The 18862-nt window shown below is 59.4% G+C and carries 18 protein-coding genes; 5 read left to right on the top strand and 13 right to left on the bottom strand.

Annotated elements, in window-relative coordinates; all coding sequences use genetic code 11:
- Nucleotides 1-5: 5 nt before the first annotated feature.
- The 5 genes from gstA to R5R33_RS09715 form a co-directional block, all read right to left on the bottom strand.
- Nucleotides 6-605, bottom strand: a complete 600-nt coding sequence (gstA, locus tag R5R33_RS09735) for a glutathione transferase GstA (RefSeq protein ID WP_318952505.1) — start codon at nucleotides 603-605, stop codon at nucleotides 6-8.
- A 31-nt stretch (nucleotides 606-636) separates the two neighbouring features.
- Complete coding sequence (locus tag R5R33_RS09730) at nucleotides 637-1608, bottom strand: glutathione S-transferase family protein (protein WP_318952504.1); 972 nt, start codon at nucleotides 1606-1608, stop codon at nucleotides 637-639.
- 37 nt (nucleotides 1609-1645) lie between these two features.
- Nucleotides 1646-2050, bottom strand: a complete 405-nt coding sequence (locus tag R5R33_RS09725) for a DoxX family protein (RefSeq protein WP_318952503.1) — start codon at nucleotides 2048-2050, stop codon at nucleotides 1646-1648.
- A 190-nt stretch (nucleotides 2051-2240) separates the two neighbouring features.
- Nucleotides 2241-3245 (bottom strand): Gfo/Idh/MocA family protein, encoded by a 1005-nt coding sequence (locus R5R33_RS09720; protein ID WP_318952502.1) that lies wholly within the window; start codon nucleotides 3243-3245, stop codon nucleotides 2241-2243.
- Between the two features lie 51 nt (nucleotides 3246-3296).
- Nucleotides 3297-4184 carry a LysR family transcriptional regulator gene (locus R5R33_RS09715; protein WP_318952501.1) on the bottom strand — a complete coding sequence of 296 codons (888 nt, stop codon included), beginning with the start codon at nucleotides 4182-4184 and terminating at the stop codon, nucleotides 3297-3299.
- Nucleotides 4185-4336: 152 nt separating this feature from the next.
- On the opposite strand from R5R33_RS09715, the gene R5R33_RS09710 reads away from it, so the two are divergent.
- The 3 genes from R5R33_RS09710 (at nucleotide 4337) to R5R33_RS09700 (ending at nucleotide 8624) form a co-directional block, all read left to right on the top strand.
- On the top strand, nucleotides 4337-5242 hold the full coding sequence (locus R5R33_RS09710) for a pirin family protein (RefSeq protein ID WP_318952500.1): 906 nt from the start codon (nucleotides 4337-4339) through the stop codon (nucleotides 5240-5242).
- Nucleotides 5243-5367: 125 nt separating this feature from the next.
- Entirely contained in the window at nucleotides 5368-6663 is a 1296-nt protein-coding gene (locus R5R33_RS09705) for a cation:proton antiporter (RefSeq protein WP_318952499.1), read from the top strand.
- Nucleotides 6664-6710: 47 nt separating this feature from the next.
- Nucleotides 6711-8624, top strand: a complete 1914-nt coding sequence (locus R5R33_RS09700) for a monovalent cation:proton antiporter-2 (CPA2) family protein (RefSeq protein WP_318952498.1) — start codon at nucleotides 6711-6713, stop codon at nucleotides 8622-8624.
- Nucleotides 8625-8662: 38 nt separating this feature from the next.
- On the opposite strand, the gene R5R33_RS09695 is transcribed toward R5R33_RS09700, so the two are convergent.
- The 7 genes from R5R33_RS09695 to R5R33_RS09665 form a co-directional block, all read right to left on the bottom strand.
- Complete coding sequence (locus R5R33_RS09695; RefSeq protein WP_318952497.1) at nucleotides 8663-9829, bottom strand: lipase family protein; 1167 nt, start codon at nucleotides 9827-9829, stop codon at nucleotides 8663-8665.
- A gap of 28 nt (nucleotides 9830-9857) precedes the next feature.
- Nucleotides 9858-10328, bottom strand: a complete 471-nt coding sequence (locus tag R5R33_RS09690; RefSeq protein ID WP_318952496.1) for a DUF6795 domain-containing protein — start codon at nucleotides 10326-10328, stop codon at nucleotides 9858-9860.
- A gap of 12 nt (nucleotides 10329-10340) precedes the next feature.
- The gene (locus tag R5R33_RS09685; RefSeq protein ID WP_318952495.1) at nucleotides 10341-10802 is read right to left on the bottom strand and encodes a DUF6795 domain-containing protein; all 462 of its coding nucleotides are present in this window, start codon (nucleotides 10800-10802) and stop codon (nucleotides 10341-10343) included.
- Nucleotides 10803-10990: 188 nt separating this feature from the next.
- Nucleotides 10991-12310 carry a cytochrome c gene (locus R5R33_RS09680; protein ID WP_318952494.1) on the bottom strand — a complete coding sequence of 440 codons (1320 nt, stop codon included), beginning with the start codon at nucleotides 12308-12310 and terminating at the stop codon, nucleotides 10991-10993.
- A complete protein-coding gene (locus R5R33_RS09675) occupies nucleotides 12307-13920 on the bottom strand; it encodes a GMC family oxidoreductase (RefSeq protein ID WP_318952493.1) in 1614 nt (537 codons plus the stop codon). Before R5R33_RS09675 ends, R5R33_RS09680 begins: the two co-directional genes overlap by 4 nt.
- A 2-nt stretch (nucleotides 13921-13922) precedes the next feature.
- Complete coding sequence (locus tag R5R33_RS09670) at nucleotides 13923-14468, bottom strand: sugar dehydrogenase complex small subunit (protein ID WP_318952492.1); 546 nt, start codon at nucleotides 14466-14468, stop codon at nucleotides 13923-13925.
- A gap of 142 nt (nucleotides 14469-14610) precedes the next feature.
- Nucleotides 14611-15147: a lipocalin family protein gene (locus R5R33_RS09665; RefSeq protein WP_318952491.1), complete on the bottom strand. Its 537-nt coding sequence runs from the start codon at nucleotides 15145-15147 to the stop codon at nucleotides 14611-14613.
- 288 nt (nucleotides 15148-15435) lie between these two features.
- Between R5R33_RS09665 and R5R33_RS09660 the strand changes: the two genes are divergently transcribed.
- On the top strand, nucleotides 15436-15849 hold the full coding sequence (locus R5R33_RS09660; protein WP_318952490.1) for a hypothetical protein: 414 nt from the start codon (nucleotides 15436-15438) through the stop codon (nucleotides 15847-15849).
- 171 nt (nucleotides 15850-16020) lie between these two features.
- Here the strand turns inward: R5R33_RS09660 and R5R33_RS09655 are convergent, their stop codons facing one another.
- Nucleotides 16021-16263 carry a VF530 family protein gene (locus R5R33_RS09655; RefSeq protein ID WP_318952489.1) on the bottom strand — a complete coding sequence of 81 codons (243 nt, stop codon included), beginning with the start codon at nucleotides 16261-16263 and terminating at the stop codon, nucleotides 16021-16023.
- A gap of 258 nt (nucleotides 16264-16521) precedes the next feature.
- Between R5R33_RS09655 and R5R33_RS09650 the strand changes: the two genes are divergently transcribed.
- Nucleotides 16522-18858 (top strand): TonB-dependent receptor, encoded by a 2337-nt coding sequence (locus tag R5R33_RS09650; protein WP_318952488.1) that lies wholly within the window; start codon nucleotides 16522-16524, stop codon nucleotides 18856-18858.
- Nucleotides 18859-18862: the final 4 nt, after the last annotated feature.

Below are 18862 nucleotides of genomic sequence, written 5' to 3'. Positions count from 1 at the left end.
CGCGTTCAGAGTAACCCCTCTTCTTTCAGGGCTTTTTGCACTCCCGGGCGCGCCGCCATGCGCTCGGCAAAGGCCTTGAGCTTCGGCCAGTTGCCGGTATCCACACCCACCGTGTCACACCAGCTGTACACGGTGAACAGGTAGGCGTCGGCAATACAGAATTCACTGCCCATCAGGTAGTCGCCGGCCAAGCGCTCTTCCACAAACTGGAAGCGATTGCCCAACCGGATTTTCGCGCGCTCTTTTTCCCCGTCGGAACCATTCCAGAACAGCGGGACAAAGGTCTTGTGCACCTCGGTGGAGATGTAGTTCAACCACTCCAGTACCCGGTAGTGATCCAGGGTGCCGTATTCCGGCGCCAGTTGCGCATCCGGTTTCTGCTCCGCCAGAAACTGCACTATGGCGGGCCCCTCCGTCAGCACTTCACCGCCTTCCAGCTGCAGTGCCGGCACATAGCCTTTGGGGTTGACCTGGGTGTAGTCGCCGCCGCTTTCGGTCTGCTTGGTCTGCAGGTCGACCTTGCACAGCTCGAGCTCGATGCCCGCCTCACAGGCAACGATATGCGGGGAGAGGGAGCAGGCGCCGGGGGAATAGAACAGCTTCATGGCTTTTCCTCAGGCTGAGAGCCTCAAATATTCAGCCGCGACCGTGGGGTGCGGCGTAATCCAGTTCAGGCCCCACCGGCACAATGCCGGTGGGATTGATGTTCCGGTGACTCGCATAGTAGTGGGTCTTGATGTGGTGGAAATCCACCGTCTCCGCCACCCCCGGCCACTGGTACAGCTCGCGCACAAAGCCCCACAGGTTTGGGTAATCCGCCAACCGCTGTTTATTGCACTTGAAGTGGCCGTGGTACACGGCATCGAAACGGATCAGCGTGGTGAACAGGCGCCAGTCCGCCTCGGTGATGCGCGCACCGGTGAGGTAACGGTTCTGCTGAAGGCGCCTTTCCAGTTGTTCGAGCACCTCGAACAACCGGTGGTACGCCGCCTCGTAAGCGGATTTGCTGGTAGCAAAACCGGCGCGGTACACGCCGTTATTCACATTCTGGTAGACCAGCTCGTTAGTGACATCGATATCGCCGCACAGATCCTGTGGATAAAAATCCTGCTCGTCCCCAGTGAGTCCGTCGAATGCAGAATTGAACATGCGGATAATCTCCGCCGACTCATTGCTGACGATACACTCGCGCTCCTTGTCCCACAGCACCGGCACGGTGACGCGGCCGGAGTAGTCCGCGCGGTGGCGGGTGTAAATCTGGTGCAGGTATTCGCTGCGGTAGAGGTCATCGCCGCTGCTGCCCTCGTCGCGATTGAAGGTCCAGCCGTGTTCCAGCATGTAAGGGCTCACTACCGACACACCGATATAATCCTCAAGCCTTTTCAACCTGCGAAAGATCAGGGTGCGATGCGCCCAGGGGCAGGCGAGGGACACGTAGAGGTGGTAGCGGTCTTTTTCCGCCACAAAACCGCCCTCGCCACTGGGGCCGGCGTTGCCGTCGGCGGTGATCCAGTTGCGAAGCTGGGCGGCCTCGCGCTCGAACTCACCGCCGGATTTGTCCGTGTCGTACCAGCGGTCCTTCCACTCGCCGTTTACCAGCAGTCCCATGTTCGCGCTCCCTTACCGTCATAGCCGCGAGCATGTTTCATCGGTTTTTCACCCTGGCCATGGCGTGGTCAAAGCTGAAGCGGCCGGCACCGGTGCAGGCGAGAAGCAGGAAGCCACCGGCGATGGTGACGTTTTTCATGAACATGATCTGTTGCATCTGATCGCCGGGGACATTGTGGAACAGCCAGGCGCTGGCGATACAGAAGGCGGCCAGGGCCAGCGCCACCCAGCGGGTCCAGAAGCCGAACAGAATCGCCAGGCCCCCACCGAACTCCAGCAGGATCACCAGTGGCAGCAGGATTCCCGGCAGGCCGGCGGATGCCATGTATTCCTGGGTGCCGGCGTAGGCACCGATCTTGCTGTAACCGGCGACGATAAACATCACCGACATCAGAATGCGCGCGAGAAGCTTGCCAAAATCACACAGAACTCCGTTGTTCATTGCTGAATCCTCAAGTGATTTCCGTTGCGGAAAGTGTATGGAGTGACAACGCTGTTCAGTGTAGTTCGGGTTTTCGAAACTAAAACCGCATAAATTCGTCCAGAATGGACGAATTTATCGATCGGAAGGCAATTAAGGAATTCGGCCGTGCGCCGCTTGGCAGCGGATGCTGCGGCAGTGGCCTGTGAGATCAGATTGCGGTGGTCGGCGGGTAATATCCCGACAGTATCTGGTCCATGACCCACGAGGCTTTTTGCCCGTCCTGACCGAGCGAAGGGTGACGGAGATTGCCGCGCAGGTGCTGGATCATATTCTCGATATGGAAATACTGGATATTTTCCGGATTGCTGATGTCGGCACGCTCGACGCCCGCCGCCGTCTCGAGGACAAACGGGCCAGACCCAAACACCGAGAAATGAATACTGCCGGCGCTGCCAGTAATGATGACATCGTCGCAGCTGGCGCCCGCCCCGAAGTTCCAGTGTCCCGAGCCGGTGATGCCGCTGTCGAAAATCCAACAGGCCGCCACTGCATCCTCTGCCGGATACAATCCCTGCTGGTTGGTGGCAATGCCCTTGGCAGCGGAGATGTCCCCAAGCAGATAGATGAACAGGTCCAGTCCGTGACAGGCCAGGTCGACAAAATGGCCGCCACCGGAAATCTGCGGATCGGTGTGCCAGTCATACTCCCCAGATAAAGCGCGCTCCGAAGGCGGGCGGGAATAACCCCAACTTACGTGGCGAACCGCACCGATCTTTCCGGCATCCAGCCATGCCTTCACCTGGTTAAAGCGGGGCAGGGAGCGACGATAGTAGGCCACGAACAGCTGTGCGGATTTGCCGGCAAAGGCGTCGAGGATTTCCCGGCACTCGCTGGCATTCAGCGCCATCGGCTTTTCGATGCAGCAGTGCTTGTTGGCGCTGGCGACCTGCAATGCATACTGCCGATGGCTGCCCGGCGGCGTGGCGATATACACCGCGTCCACCTCGGGGTCGTGAATCAGCGCTTCGGCCGACTCATAGTATTTCGGCACCGAGTGGCGCCGGGCGTAGTCGATCAGTTTTTCCCTGTCCCGGCGCATCACCGCGTATAGGCGCGAGCCGGGCACCTTGCTGAAGGCGGGGCCGCTCTTGACCTCGGTGACATTGCCGCAACCGATGATTCCCCAGTTGATGTCACCGCTATTGTTGCGCATCACGCCCTCCCGCCTGCCAATCTGTTGCGCAACCGCAACTTCGAAAACTCGCTATTCAAACGGTGGCAGCCCCTCGCGCAGCGCCCGCAACAGCAGGCAGGCCGCGGGACCTGCGCGATCCTTGTCAGCGTAAATCAGGTAGACGGTGACATCCCGCTCCCAGGGCTCCTCGGTGCGCAGCGGCAGCAGCCGGTCGGCAGACAGGGAATCGCGTATGCGCGTCTGTGGCAGCCAGGCGAAGCCCAGCCCGCGCTCAATCAGTTCGATGGAGGTGTGCACATTGGTCACGGTGATGCGCTGGTCGGAGCCGAGCCAACCCGCATCCTGGCGATTTTTCAGTGCGGAATCGCGCATCACGATCTGCCGCGCGGTTTTCAGATCCTCGCGGTTCACTGGACGCCCCAGCTGGTGCAGGGGGTGGTTTGGGTGCGCGACTGGCACGAACTTCACCCTTGAGACCGGCTCGCCGACAAAGCCCTGGGGCACGCGCGCCGACAGGATGAAATCCACTTCCTGCTGCAGCAGCAGTTCCTCGGCGCCGGAAAGCACCGTCTCTCTGATCTCCAGGCGGGTGTGGGGGAATTCGCCGGCGAAGCGCTCCACCGCATTGAGCAGCGCCTCGTAATCGAACAGGACATCCACCGCCAGGCGCAGGCGCGCCTCGGTGCCGGCGGCGAGACTATCGGCCACCGCCTCCAGTGCTTCCGCTTCATCCAGCAAACCGCTGGCGCGGTTCAGTAGCACGCGCCCGGCTTCGGTGAGTTCCGCCTTGCGCCCGCGCACTTCGAGCAGGGGAATTCCGAGACTCTCCTGTAACTTGTGCACCGCGTGATTGATAGAAGACTGGCTCTTGTGTACCGCGTCCGCTGCCTGGGAAAAACCGCCGTGTTCCACCACTGCCTGAAACATACGCCACTGTTCCAGCGTTACCTTCGCCATAGACTGTCCTTTGTCTGTTGCTGTTTCTGCTTCTGTTTTGTGATGCCGCGCGCCCAAATGACCTGTCGAGCCATTCGAATATTAGTTGCGATTATTTGCCATTTTCTGGCGATTTTATCGGCCTATACTGCCGGAAACAGAGGAGCAGGACCATGGATAAATTCACACAGAACAGCGTTTCAGGCGCCGCTGTCCGCCGCGCGGCGCGGGTAGTGGCGGGTCAACCATCCGCCGATGGTGCCGGAGTGAAGATTCACCGGGTTGCGGGCTTCCAGTTCCAGGATTTCAGCCCCTTCCTGATGATCGATGAAATTCGCTCGGAAAATCCCGACGACTATATCGCCGGTTTTCCGCCGCACCCGCACCGGGGCATCGAGACCCTGACCTATATGCTGAGCGGCGAGTTCGAGCACCGCGACCACCTTGGCAATCGCGGTGCAATCGCCCAGGGTGGCGCCCAGTGGATGCGCGCCGGGCGCGGCATCATCCACTCGGAAATGCCTTCGCAATCCAAAGATCCGGGGGCGGGCGGCATGCACGGTTTCCAACTGTGGATCAACATGGCCGCACAGGACAAGATGAGCAAGCCCGGATGGCGGGATATCCAGCCGGAACAGGTGCGCGAGGTGCCACTGGATGAGCGCGGCTCGCTGCTGCGCATACTTGCCGGTCAGTGGCAGGTGCATGGACAACCCGAGAATGGCCCACTGCTGGATGCGGCCGCAGAGGCCGCAGTGGCGGATATTCGCCTGGCGGCCGGCGCGCAAATCGACCTGGGTATATCGCCGGAACACTCGGTGCTGGTGTACATCTATCGCGGCGCACTGGATACCGGTCGCGGCGTGGTAAATCGCGGCAATCTTGTGTTGTTTGGCAGCGGTGAATCATTACAATTGCGCGCGCCTGAAGACGCACCGGAACAGGGCGCAGGGATGCTGGTACTGCACGGCAGACCGCTCAACGAGCCGGTAGCGCACTACGGTCCCTTCGTCATGAACACCCGCGAAGAAATCGAACAGGCCGTGCGCGACTACAACAACGGCACGCTCACCGAGTAATTTCTATCGGATAGATTTACTCATCGAGTTGGCGCGCGCTCAACCCCGCTTTTTGTAGGAGCCCTCCCGCGGGCTCCTACAGTTAGAGGTAATCCCCCGCATCGCACCGGAGACCCCGCGCCCACATGGACGTCTATTACACTTTTTGCTTTCTCGCTGCTGTCTCCGTGTTTCTCGGTTTCCTCAATCAATATGTACTGCGCACCCAGACTACCATCGCCATCACCGCGGGCTCGCTGGCGCTGTCACTGATCGTCATCGGCCTCGGCAAACTGGAGATCGTCGAGCTGCGGGATTGGGCGGCACAACTGCTGCCGCTGCTGAATCTCGAAGACCTGCTGCTCAAAGGCATGCTCGGCTTCCTGCTGTTCGCCGGCAGTTTGCACATCGACCTGTTGATGCTGCGCAACCAGAAAGTGGAAATCACCTTGCTCGCCATTTTCGGCACCCTGATTTCCACCTTCGCGGTCGGCTACATGATGTATTACTTCTTCGGTTTTATCGGCATGCCGGTGGAACTGGTGTACTGCCTGCTGTTCGGCGCGCTTATCTCCCCCACGGACCCCATTGCGGTGCTGGCGATCATCAAGAGCATGAAGGCGCCGGAGCAGATTTCCATTCAGGTGGAAGGGGAGTCACTGTTCAACGATGGCTTCGGCATCGTGGTATTCGCAGTGATCTACGCGCTGGCCTTCGATGGCACCGAACCGACGCTGCCCGCCATCAGCCACTTGTTCATGGTTGAGGCGCTGGGTGGTATCGCCCTCGGTCTGGCAATCGGCGCACTGTTCCACTGGCTGATCTGCTCCACCAACGACCACAGCCTGGAACTGCTGCTGACCCTGGTGATCCCCACCGCGGGCTTTGCCACTGCCAACATACTCGGGGTTTCCGGTGCACTGGCGATGGTGGTCTCCGGCATCATCATCGGCAACTACACCCGCGAGCGTGGCTTCTCACGGGTGAGCCAGCACGAGCTGGATCACTTCTGGACCATTACCGAGGAATTCCTCAACGGCATCCTGTTCCTGCTGGTGGGTCTGTTCCTGATCACCATCAACCTGCAGCCGATCGACTTCGTGTTGATTGCGGTGGCCATCGTGGTGGTGCTGCTGGCCCGCACCCTGGCGGTGAAAATTCCGTTCCTGATCCTGAAGCGCCATCGCAAATACCATCCCTACACCGAGCGCATCCTCGTCTGGGGCGGGCTGCGCGGTGGCCTGGCACTGGCTCTGGCGATGTCGATTCCCGCGGGCCACGTGATTGCCGGCGACCACGACCTGCGCCACCTGTGGATCGTGATGACCTACGGCGTGGTACTCTTCTCCATCGTGGTTCAGGGCTCCACTATTGCCCCACTGATTCACCGCAGCCGCGCAGCGGTCTTCCCGGAGGGCGATCCCGCCATCCCGGCAGACTGATGTTCCCGTCGCAGCGGCTGCTAACCCGATAACTGCAAAGAGCGTTCATGCCGCACGATAACTACCTGCTACAAGCCGTCATCTTCCTCGCCGCTGCGGTGATTTCCGTGCCGCTGGCCAAACGCCTGGGCTTCGGCTCGGTGCTCGGCTACCTGGTAGCAGGGGTGCTGATTGGCCCACACGCCTTCGGCCTGGTGGGCGACACCAGCGACGAGATGCACTTCGCGGAGTTCGGGGTCGCATTGATGCTGTTCCTGATCGGCCTGGAGCTGCAGCCGCGCAAGCTGTGGTCCCTTCGCGGCGCCATTTTCGGCACCGGCGGCGCGCAGGTGCTGATCACCGCCGCTGCAGTTTGCGGGCTGGCGATGGCACTATTCGGCTTCAACTGGCGCACCGGTACCGCTGTCGGCCTGATTCTTGCGCTGTCCTCCACTGCAATCGTGTTGCAGTCACTGTCGGAAAAAAATCTGCTCAAGACCGAGGGCGGACGCAATGCGTTCAGCGTGTTGCTGTTCCAGGATATTGCGGTCATCCCGATTCTTGCGCTGCTGCCGCTGCTGGCGACCGTGGAGGTGGCCAGTAACCCGGAACACCTGCAGGGCTGGGCCTATGCCCTCGCGGTACTCGGTGCCATTGCCGCGCTGGTGCTGGCGGGGCGCTACCTGCTTACCCCGCTGCTGCGGCTGGTGGTGGGCGCGCGCACCCGCGAACTTTTCACCGCCTGCTCCCTGCTGATTGTACTGGGTGCGGCCGCGGTCATGACCTGGCTCAACCTGTCGCCGGCCCTCGGCACCTTTATCGCCGGCGTGGTTCTGGCGGAGAGCGAGTTCCGCCACGAGCTGGAAGCGGACATCGAGCCGTTCAAGGGCCTGCTGCTGGGACTGTTTTTCCTCGCCGTCGGCGCCAACCTGGATCTCGCGCTGGTGATGCAGAAGCCGCTGCTGCTGCTCGGGCTACTGGCGATGCTGGTGCTGGTGAAATTCGCGGTGCTGTTTGCACTGGCGCGGGTGCGTGGCATGGCACGGGGTGAGGACTGGCTGTTTGCGGTATCCCTGGCGCAGGCGGGGGAGTTCGGTTTCGTACTGCTGGCCTTCGCGAGCCAGAACCAGGTGCTGCCGAGCGATGTCAGCAGCCTGCTGATCGCGCTGATTGCCCTGTCCATGGCCTTCACGCCACTGTTGTTGCTGGCCTATGAACAGCTGATCCAGCCGCGCTACTTCACCGGCCCGCGCACCCCGGATATTCCCGACAGCGCCCCCCAGGACGATGGCTCCCCGGTGATCATCATCGGCTACGGCCGCTACGGCCAGATTTCCGGGCGCCTGCTGAATGCCTGCGGCTTCGACACCACCCTGCTTGAGCACAACGCCGAGCAGCTGGAGCTGGTGCGCCGCTACGGTATCAAGGCCTACTATGGCGACGCCTCGCGCGATGACCTGCTACACGCGGCCGGTGCCGACAATGCGAAGATCGCCATCCTCACCCTGAGCGACCAGGCCGCGTCACTGGAGATCGTCAGCCGTATCCAGAAGCACTACCCACACATCACCATCCTCGCGCGCGCGCGCAACCGTATGCACCAGTACGCATTGATGGAAGCGGGCGTGAAATACATCTACCGCGAAACCGTCGACAGCGCGCTGGAGATCGGAGCCGGCGCGCTGCAGTTATTGGGCTATTCCTACCACCGGGCCCACAGGGCCGCACGCAAATTCAAACAGCACGACCAGCGCATGCTGGAATCTCTGTTCCCTTACTGGCGCGACGAATCCCAGCACATCGCGCAGACCAGGATCTACCGCGAACAGCTGCTACAAGCGCTGCGGGAAGACCGCCGCGACCCGGACCTGCATCTGGATCATCACTGGGACAACAAGCGCGTGGGTGCCGGAAAAGAAGAGCAAAGCAAAGGCGGCAAAAAGGGGCGCAACAAGACCGGGATTATCAGACCGGGGCTGTAAGCCCCGCGCCTTCGGTCCGGTAAGGTTTACCAGCGGAATCAGTGCAGGGTGCGGCCGGCCTGGCGCACCAGTTCCGACACCGCGTGATGCGCCTGGATAAACACCTGGCGGATGAAATTCAGGGTCATCTCCGCGCCCTCGCGAATCACGATACCCAGCATCTGCGCCATACGCCGGATCAGGCGCAGCACCCAGATGGAAATATCCTTGGCCAGCTGCAGACCCTTGCTCATCAGCATGGCGAGGCGGTCCAGCAGGGTAAAGGTGGTACTTCCCGCCATCACTACCGCAATCCCCGTGAGATTGATCAGCTTTTTCACCACCCACAGAATCGCCGCGCTCAGCAGCCGCGCGGTGTTCAGAGTAAACGAAACCACGCCGTCGGCCTTCAGCCAGGCTTCGATACTGGAATCGAGGAAATCCTGGGGGCGGCGTGATTTCAGTTTGGGCCAGTCCAGCGGCTGATTGTCTTCCCCTCTGGTGGATTTGGCATACCTGTCCATGCTGTGAAATTCCCACGGCTTCAGGTGCAGGCCGGAGGGCAGCAGGAAATCGCCGTCACCCCCGTCGGGGACATGGAAAAAAGGCCAGGTCGGCACCATTGGTACCGGGTCAGTCTGGTGGTAGACCCGGTAGATATTAGCGGCGCCTATCCGTCGCCCGGTTTTGGCGGCGTAGTATTCAAGGCCGACCCGCGGCGATCCGAAAGTATAAAGCTTCACCTGGCGCCCTGAGTGCGACTTCAACCAATCTGCCGTCAGGGTCGCCAGTGCACCACCAAGGCTGTGGCCGACGCAGTGGATAGTGTGAACATTGGTAGAAAACTGCGGCAACTGATCTACGAATGAATTGAACGTGGACAGAAAGCCCTGGTGAACCATACCGCCGGTTTTCGCGCTCTTGAGTCCCGCATTCAGGTCCGTCAGGCCATCCATCAGGCTTGCAGTACCCTTGATCGCAATAACAGCTTGATTCTCATAGGCGCTGCCGGATTTCCCTTCCGCTGCCACAGCCATCATGTGGGAGGTCTGCAGGAGAATGCCGCCGGTTTTCCCGGTCAGCCCGCTACTTTGCAGTTTCCGGTCTTCTCCCAGCTCCAGATAATTTTTGAAAGTGGTATAGAAAGCACTTCTGGTTTTTTCGTTTTTTACCGCATAAACACCGGAAGCGAGACGCGCAGCAAAATTCGGGTCCAGCTCTGACATAACTATTTCCCTGTTTCGGTTATTTACGTCACTTCCAGTGACAGCTGGTGACCAGAATCGTATCGAAATCTTCTACGGCTACCGGCTCGCGGGTAAGTTCGCATTCAAGATCTAGCGGATGGCCGCCCAGTTCAGAATTTTTTCCCGGGCTCATCTTGCTATTGACCCAGATCTCGTATTCTTCCCCTTGGAATTCAACATTGACGACCTGAGCCGCCACAAACTGCACGGGTAAAAGCTGGCTGAGGGAACGCTCCTTGACTTCCGGCAGGGTGACTCTGCCGCTCTCGTCTGCGGTGAATTCATCAACCTTCTCCTTTTGCCATTCGACAATTCTCGTCACCTTGGCATTGGCCGCCGGGTTACCCTTGTGCGTAATTTTCAGGTTCATTCCGGAGAAGGTGTAGGCCTTTCCAATATCCAATACCGCCATACAATAGCCACTCGCTGGTAGGAGAATAATTAACAGAAATATTTTTTTGAAAAACATTTTGTCCATTGATTAACGCCGTTATTTCCAGGTGCAATTGGTTAGAAATGAATTCCGAAAATCCGTCACCAACCGCTGTTCATCCGAAAGCTCACACTTCATTGTCATCGGGTTCCCATCCAGCTCGGAGTTATTTTGTGGCCGCCGTTTGGCGTTGATCCAGATCTTGAACTCCTGGTTGGAAAACTGCACAACCAGCACTTGTGAAGCCACAAATTCCGATGGAGTAAACTGCATGATTGAGCGTTCGCGCACCTGTGGGAGAACGACTACTCCACTGCTATCTGCAGTAAACTCATCCGTGAGTTCCTTTTGCCAGCGAATCCGTCTTTTGACGACAGCGCCGACCGCCGGCACACCCTGACAGGTAATTTCCAAGCGCATTTCAGAAAAGGTGTAGGCCTTACCGATATCGGTAAACAGCATGACAAGTGCAAAGGCAATAATGAGCAATGCCCAGAAGGGGATTCCAAGTTCCTGCAAGTTTCCGCTCCGTGGAAAAGATAGGATTCGGAACTTTAACGGACTTATACCGGCATAAAAACCGCTAATTTCAGCGTTTATTGGTACGAAAGTATCAGTTTTTACGAATAGCGGGGGCTACAGAAATAGTGCCAGAGTCGAATTTCTAATTTATTTTTATTGGCACGGATAATTTCACCGTTCGATAGTCAATTTTTCGCGGAGGCACCGCTCTCGGCCGGTGTCGCAAACTGGCGGCGCAGGTAGCCCAGCAAGTTTTTCAGGTCTTGTTCTCCCAGCTCGCTGGCGAAGCCGGGCATCATTTTTTCTTCTCCATTCACCGTGCGGCTTACGCCTTGGAGAATGGCCTGGCGCAGGTTGTGGTCACTGGCCGCACCCACGGTGGAGTTGTGTACCAGTGAGGGATAGTAGCCATCTCTGCTGCCGGTGCCGTCCACAGCGTGGCAGCTGGCACACAGGCCGAGATACAGGCGCGCGCCGTCGGAGTGAAGTATGGGGCTGCGGTCTACCGCCAGAGAATTTCCCCGCTTGATGATCACATCGCTGGCCGCGGAGCCCAGCTGCTGGCGCGGATGCCTGGCGCCGCTGTTGATGGGGCGGATGCTGCGCAGGTAGGTGACCATGGCGGCGATATCGCTGTCGGTCATTTTCGCGAAACTGTTTTCCACGGCTTCCGCCATCGGGCCGCCGGCCTGGGCGAGGCGGTTTACGTGGCCGGTTTTCAGGTACTGGGTGAGCTGCTCAGCGCTCCACTGGCCGATGCCACTGACCGGATGCGGGGTGATGTTGTAGGCCCGCCATCCATCGAACACCGGGCCGCCACTGAGGAAGCCTTTGTCCGTTTCATCGTAGGCCTTTTCCTGGAACGCGATACCGCGGGGAGTGTGGCACTCACCGCAATGGGTGAGGCCCTGCACCAGATAAGCGCCGCGATTCCACTCATCGCTCTGCTGCGGGTTCGGTTTAAACGGCTTATCCGGCGCGAACAGGTAATTCCAGACCTTCAGTGGCCAGCGCGCGCTGAGCGTCTTGCGCACGGTATTGGCGGGTGGATTGTCGTGTACCGGTTCCACCCCGAACATGAAGTAGGCGTAGAGTGCCGCGATATCGTCGTCGGTAATCTTCGCATAGGCCTCGTAGGGCATGGCGGGGTAGAGATTGCGCCCACCTTTACCAATACCCCGGCGCAGTGCACCGTCGAATTCCTCCAGCGACCAGCCGCCAATACCACTGTTGGCGTCCGGGGTGATGTTGCTGCTGTATATGGTTCCGAGCGCAGGTATCGCCATGGCGCGACCACCGGCAAAGACCGGACCCCCAGCGCGGGTGTGGCAGGCCCTGCAGTCGCCGGCAACGGCTAGATAGCGACCTTTTTCGATCAGTTCAGGTCGGTTCAGTTCGCGATTGACCTCCTCTTGTGCGGCGATGTCCCAGATTTCCTGTGCGCGGACCCACGCCAGCGGAGAGAGCGCAAAAAGTATCGCTGCGAGGGCAATGGCGGACCTCATCCGCCTCCCTCCCGGATCAGGGTGTCAGCGAGGCGCAGGGCGAGGGCGGCAATGGTCAGGGTGACATTGACCGTGCCAACGGTAGGCATCACCGCGCTGCCGGCGATAAACAGGTTGGGATGATCGAAGGTGCGACAATCCTTATCCACCACGGAATCGGCCGCGCTCTCACCCATGATGGTGGTGCCACTGATGTGGTTATTGGGCGCGAAGTCATCGACAAACGTCACCTCGGTGCCACCCAGCAATTTGGCAATCTCGGCATAGGTCTCGCGGGTGTGGGCGGTACTTTTCACTACATAATCGTCGATACGATAGGTGATTTCCGGCCTCGGTATACCGCTGGCATCGTTTTCCGAAGTGCTCGGGCGGATGCGGTTTTCCGGGTGCGGCAGCAACTCGTGGAAGCTGTTGAACTCCACATAGCGCGCGGCGCGGTCGCGGATACGCTCGGTGAGTTCGGGGGTGTCGATAGGGTCGCGCTGTGAGAGTACATGGCGCGCAGCTTTTTCGATCGCGGAGATATTCGACAGGTGCAGCTTCTTGCCGGCGTATTGCGCACGGAAGGCGCCGTCGCGAAAGCCAATGACCGACGTCATTTCCTGTGGGCCGCGCCCCGGCCACAGGCGCTCGTCGGCATAGAAGCGCACCCCGGTGCCCGGGTGGTCCATCAGGTTCCTGCCCACCATATCCGAACTGTTGCCGACCCCGGTGGGGTGGTTGCGACCGTGGGACATCAGCATCAGTTTCGGTGTCTCAATACCGTTTGCCGCGAGAATAAATTTCTTGCCGGAGATCCGGTAATTGTTGCCCGCCGGGTCCTTGTACTCGGCGGCAACGATTCGATCGCCCTCGCTCACCAGCCGGTTCACCACCGCGCTGTGGATAAGTTCAGCACCGTTTGCCTCCGCCTTTTCCACATGCACGATGCCGTTATACATGGCACCGATCGGGCAGATGGGCATGCAGTTGTTGTTGCCGCAGCAGGTGGGCCGGCCGTCGTAGGGGCGGCTGTTGCGCGCCACCGGTTCGGTCACCACCCGCCACTTTGGATTGTGCTCATTCATGCGCGTTTTCACCCGCGCCTCGTTGTAGGACAGCGGCAGTGGTGCCATGGGGTAGGGGGCGCTGCGAGGCGAGCCCAGCGCTTCATCCTGCGGCCCCCACACTCCCAATTCCTGTTCTGCGCGCAGGTACCAGGGTTCCAGCTCGCTGTAGTCGATAGGCCAATCGCGGCCTACGCCGTACAGGCTTTGCAGCTTGAAGTCGCTGGGCAGAAAGCGCCAGCAGGAGGCGGCCCAGTGCCATGTAGTCCCGCCCACCGCGCGGATGTACTGGGAATTGAATTGGTGGCTGCCCTTCAGAATCAGGTAGTCGTTGGCGAACGCCCCATACTCCGGGTGCGGCGCCCAGGGCGCCGAGCGGTAGGCCGCCATGAAGTCGGTCTTGTCCGGCTGGTTGCGAAAGCGCTCCACCGTCTGCCAGCGCGGCACCCGCGGGCCCGCCTCCAGTATCAGTACCGATTTCCCCGCCCGCGCCAGCTCATTGGCAACCAGAGCGCCGGCCACGCCGGAGCCGATCACCACATATTCCGCTTCGACGCCTGCCAAGCCTAATCCCTCCCGCCATTTACCGAAGGCGCACTGGCCCAGTCACCGGGCCTGCCGGTGCAGTAGGAGGGAACGGGAAGCATATCCGCGGTGAGTCGATACATCAGCGCGCGCTCGAAGGTCACCAGGGTCTTGCCCACGGTACCGAGATACCAGGCCGCAACGATCAATTGCGCCACCGGTGAATGCCGGTCGCCGTAGCCCGGGTCATCGGGGAACAGATCCAGCTGTTGCGGAAAACTGGGGTATTCACTGTTGAGTGCCGCCAGCAATCTCGCCGCCACCCGCTGATCCAGGTGCGTATTCACCGGCAGCGGGCTGAGCAGCTTCTGGGAAATGGCAAAAAACTTGCCGAGACGCGAACTGGCTTCCTTTGCGTCACCGGGCAGGTTCGTCTGCGCCTGCAGCAGTGCGGCGGGACAAACCGCCAAGGCGCCTCCCACAACCAGTTGGGTGCACAGAAACCTTCTCCGATCGGAAAAGGGGGGACCGGAATAATCGGTTGCAGCCGCGACGGCCTCGCCGCGACAGGATTCGCAAGAACTCACACCGCCACCACTGTGTGTATATCAATCAGCTTCAGGCAGTATAGATAAGCCCCGCATGCCGGGCCCATTGGGAAATGAGTCCCCTAAAGCGGCCTGAAAGGGAACATAGTTAATGGCGTGACTACCGCGCAGGGGAGGGCATTCAGTCCGGTGTGATGGGCGACTGCTCCACCAGAATCAGCTCAGCGGTAGCAAAGCCCAGTTCACCGGCGCGCTCGAGAAAACGCTGTTTCACCGACTCATCCACCGTGGGCGTGCGCGACAGCAGCCACAGATAGGAACGATCCGGCCCGGAAACCATCGCGTAGCGATATTCTTTGTCCAGCTCGAAAATGACATAGGAGCCGTAAAAGGGCCCGAAGAACGAAACCTTCAAGTGCCCCACATTCGGCGCGCCGACGAAATACGCCCTGCCGACAGACTCCTTCCACTTGGCCTTCTGTGCATCAAAGCCGCGGTTGACCACCTTCACTCCACCGTCATGCCGCAGGGTGTACTCGGCGGTAACCCGGCTCAACCCGCGCTCGAAGGAGTGATCCAGGCGCGCGATTTCGTACCATTTGCCGAGATAGCGATCGATCTCGAAATTGTCGATCGGCTGAACCCCCTCGGGGATTCCTGTGCAGGCAGACACCAACAGGGACACCGCCAGTAAACACCAGGTTGATATTCTTGCCATCGCTACTCCGAAAATGCACTGATACGCCCCATGGCAGGGCGGGAATTCACTTACGCAAGAAAAATAGTCAGAAAAAACACGCACTGCCGGGCATTTACTGAATGCCGGTATCAAGAATTTTCGTCGTATTTTCGAATATCGCACCGGCTTGACCACAGTATGAGCACCCGTTAATTTAGGCGCCGCCGTAAAGGGCTCTATGACACCACAGGGCAGTGCGCGGCCTTACCACGAGGCAATGCCTTTGGCGGTTTACTTCATATGCCAACAATTTATTGAAAACACATAATGAATAAAAAATTTCTGATTCCCGCGCTGTTCATTTTCGCACTACCGACCGCTGCTCTCGCCAAGCCCCAGGGCTTTTATGCCGGCGTTCACTATGGTGGTATCGACGGCTCACCCGCTGGTAGCGGCCCAGGTTTCAATATGGGTTATCAGGGTGACAGCGGCTGGGGCGTCCACGGTGAATTTACCCGGGACACCCTGGTGACATTTGGCGGGGTTTTCGGGACCTATCGCACGTCTGGTGACGTCTATTTTCTTGCCAAAGGCGGCGTGGTGGGCGGGCGCAGCACAAGCGGAATTGCCGGCGGTGTCGGTATCGGTGTGAATGCCGGTTCAGCCTTCAATGTCGAGCTTGATGCAAACGCATACGGTGACAGAGGCGTAGCCAATCTGCGCCTGAGTTACAGCTTCTGATAGCTGCCGTTTACAAATTGACTCCATCTGAGAATGCGCGGGATATAAATAACAGCGACAGGCTGCTTTTTACCCGCGCATTTTTAAATTCGATTTCCATACCATTTCCACGTACGTGGATATCCGCCTTACACACAACGGATAACAGATCTCACCTTCCTCTGGGTGGTCTCAAGACTTCTTCCATGGATTTGCAGCGCTGAACGTCGCGACGTAAAGCTCCTCTACTTTTTCCCTGGCCCAGGGTGTTTTCCTCAGAAACTTCAGGCTGGATTTCACCGAAGGGTCATTGCGAAAACAGTTCACCGGTATGCGCTCGGCGAGCCCCTCCCATCCGTAATGGTTTTCCAGCTCGAGCACGATGGTCTCCAGCTTGACGCCATGCAGGGGATTGTTGGGCTGATCGTGATGCATGTTTTCCTCGCTCTGCAGTCACCGCCACTCTGTGCATGGCGGATCTCATTGGCTTTGGCGCCAAAATTCTCTGAATGTTTCCACTGGTGAATTTAACGCAAATTCATCCAAACAGACGAAGCTATTTTCACCGCCCCTTACATACTGCCCATGATCCGACCCCTGTTGGCTGGCGGCGCAGGTAGTAAAGGCAGACGCTGTGCGCCCGTGGCCCGATCACTCGATAAAGATAATGAAACGATGAGAGGGAAGCTCCCGATGGCTACTAAGCATACGTACGACAATCCTTTCCTGCGCAACCTGACCGTAGCAACTACCGCACTGGCGGCGGCAATTGCCGCGGCGGTGCCGTTCGCGGTATCCGCCCAGGAGGCGCGCCAGCTGGAAGAGGTGGTGGTTACCGCCCAGCGCCGCGAAGAAAACCTGCAGGAAGTGCCGGTGGCCGTCACCGCGGTCACCGGCGACGAGCTGGCTGCCGCCCAGGTGGACAGCATTGCGAACATCCAGCAGATCTCCTCCAGCACCCGCTTTGCGGTGGTCAACAGCGCCGCCAACAGCGCCAATATCGTGATCCGCGGTATCGGCACCGTGGGCAACAGCCGCGCGTTCGAGGGCGCGGTGGGCGTGTTTGTGGACGGTGTCTATCGCACCCGCGCCGGCCAGGCCATGCAGAACTGGCTGGATATGGAGAGCCTGGAGATTCTGCGCGGCCCGCAGGGCACGCTGTTCGGCAAGAATACCTCCGCCGGCGCCCTGATCCTCAACAGCAAGGCGCCGACCACCGATGACTTCAGCGTGGATTATGAAGTGGGGGTCGGCAACTACGGCAACCAGCTGGTGCGCGGTGCCACCAACGTGCCACTGAGCGACAAAGCGGCCATGCGCGTGGCCGCCATCTGGGGCAGCGAAGACGGCTATATCGAGGACCCCAACGGCGGTGAATACAACGGTCGCGAGCCTCGCGGCGCCAAGGTTCAGTTCCTGTACCAACCCTCAGAGACCTTTTCGAGCCGCCTGATTATCGACTGGTTCGACGAGCAGAATAACTGCTGTTACGGCCAGGTGGACGCCATCGACGGCCCCACCCAGCCATTTATCAATGCACTGGTACTGGCGCAGGGCAAACAATTGCCGTCGGAAAATCTGAAGGACTACCAGCAGGTGCTGAGTAACCCCACCGACCAGTCCATCGACGACAAGGGCGCGGTACTGCACATGGCCTGGGAGCTGGACGGCGGGCGCACGCTCAAGTCCGTGTCCAGCATTCGCGACTGGCGCATCTCCCAGCAGGGCATGGATGCGGATTTTGTCGGCGCCAATATCCTCTCCATCAGTGAATCCCTCAGAACCAAGATGATTTCCCAGGAGTTCACCCTGAATGGTGATGTGGAAAGTTTCGGTCCCTTTTCTGGCGGCGACTATGTGGTTGGAGCGTATTACGCCGATGAAGACATCGATGCGCACCACGAACTCTGGTGGGGCGACCAGGCACAGTTCTACTGGGATACCCTGTTTACCCAGCTCTATGGCTTTCCCGCCGGCACCGTGGATGCCACCGAAGGACAGTGGAGCGATGTGGACATGCCCGCAGACAGCCGCTCCCACGCCGCCTTTACGCACTGGAACCTGGACGTCAATGAACAGTTCGGGCTGACCGTTGGCCTGCGCTATTCCCGCGACGAGAAGAACGGCGCCATGTTCCGCAATGCATTCACCCCCGCGCCCAACGCCGTATTCCGGGTGCTCACCGCCCAGCCCGGGCCGGAGTTTGACGATCACTACGAGGAGGACGCCTTCAGCGGTTCGCTGTCAGCGCAATACCACTTCACCGGGCAGGTGATGGGTTACGCCTCCTACAGCCGCGGTTACAAGTCCGGTGGGGTGAACATCGACAACAGCGGCGCCGGCACCAACCTGAACAACCCGGAAGAGGTTCCCGGTGCGATACCGGGGGATCCAACCTACCGCGCCGAATATATGGATGGCTACGAGCTGGGCCTGAAAACCGAATACTGGAACGGGCGCGCGCGCAGCAACTTCGCAGTGTTCTACAACGACATCGAAGACCTGCAGCTGGCGCAGTTCCAGGGCACCCGCTTCAGTGTCGACAATGCGCCAGAGGCGACGGTCTACGGCCTGGAGCTGGAAAACCAGTTCGTGTTGAACGACACCTTTTCGCTGATGTTTGACCTCACGCACCTGGCGGAAGCGCGCTTTGGCGACGATCCGGTATTGGGCATTCTCGCCGACCGCGAATTTGCCATGGCACCGAATCTGTCTGCGAACCTGGCTCTCGATTTCGAGCGTCCCATCGCCACTGGCCTGAATCTGTTTGGCCGTGTGGGGATGGTGTACAACTCCGAAATCTATTCCAACACCTCCAACAACCTTAAGGTCGACGCGCAGAGTGAGTACGCCGCGAATATCGGGCTGCGCCCGGATTCCACCAGCTGGTCGCTGTCTGCCTGGTGCCAGAACTGCAGCGACAACCGCTACGCCAGCGTGCACTTCGACTCGCCACTACAGGCGGGGGACTACAATGCGTATGTTTCCTATCCCCGCACCTACGGTTTGACCCTGCGAGGCAGTTTCTGAGTTT

This window comes from Microbulbifer pacificus (assembly GCF_033723955.1).
GTDB classification, from domain to species: domain Bacteria; phylum Pseudomonadota; class Gammaproteobacteria; order Pseudomonadales; family Cellvibrionaceae; genus Microbulbifer; species Microbulbifer pacificus.
This window is presented reverse-complemented; position numbering and strand designations above follow the sequence as displayed.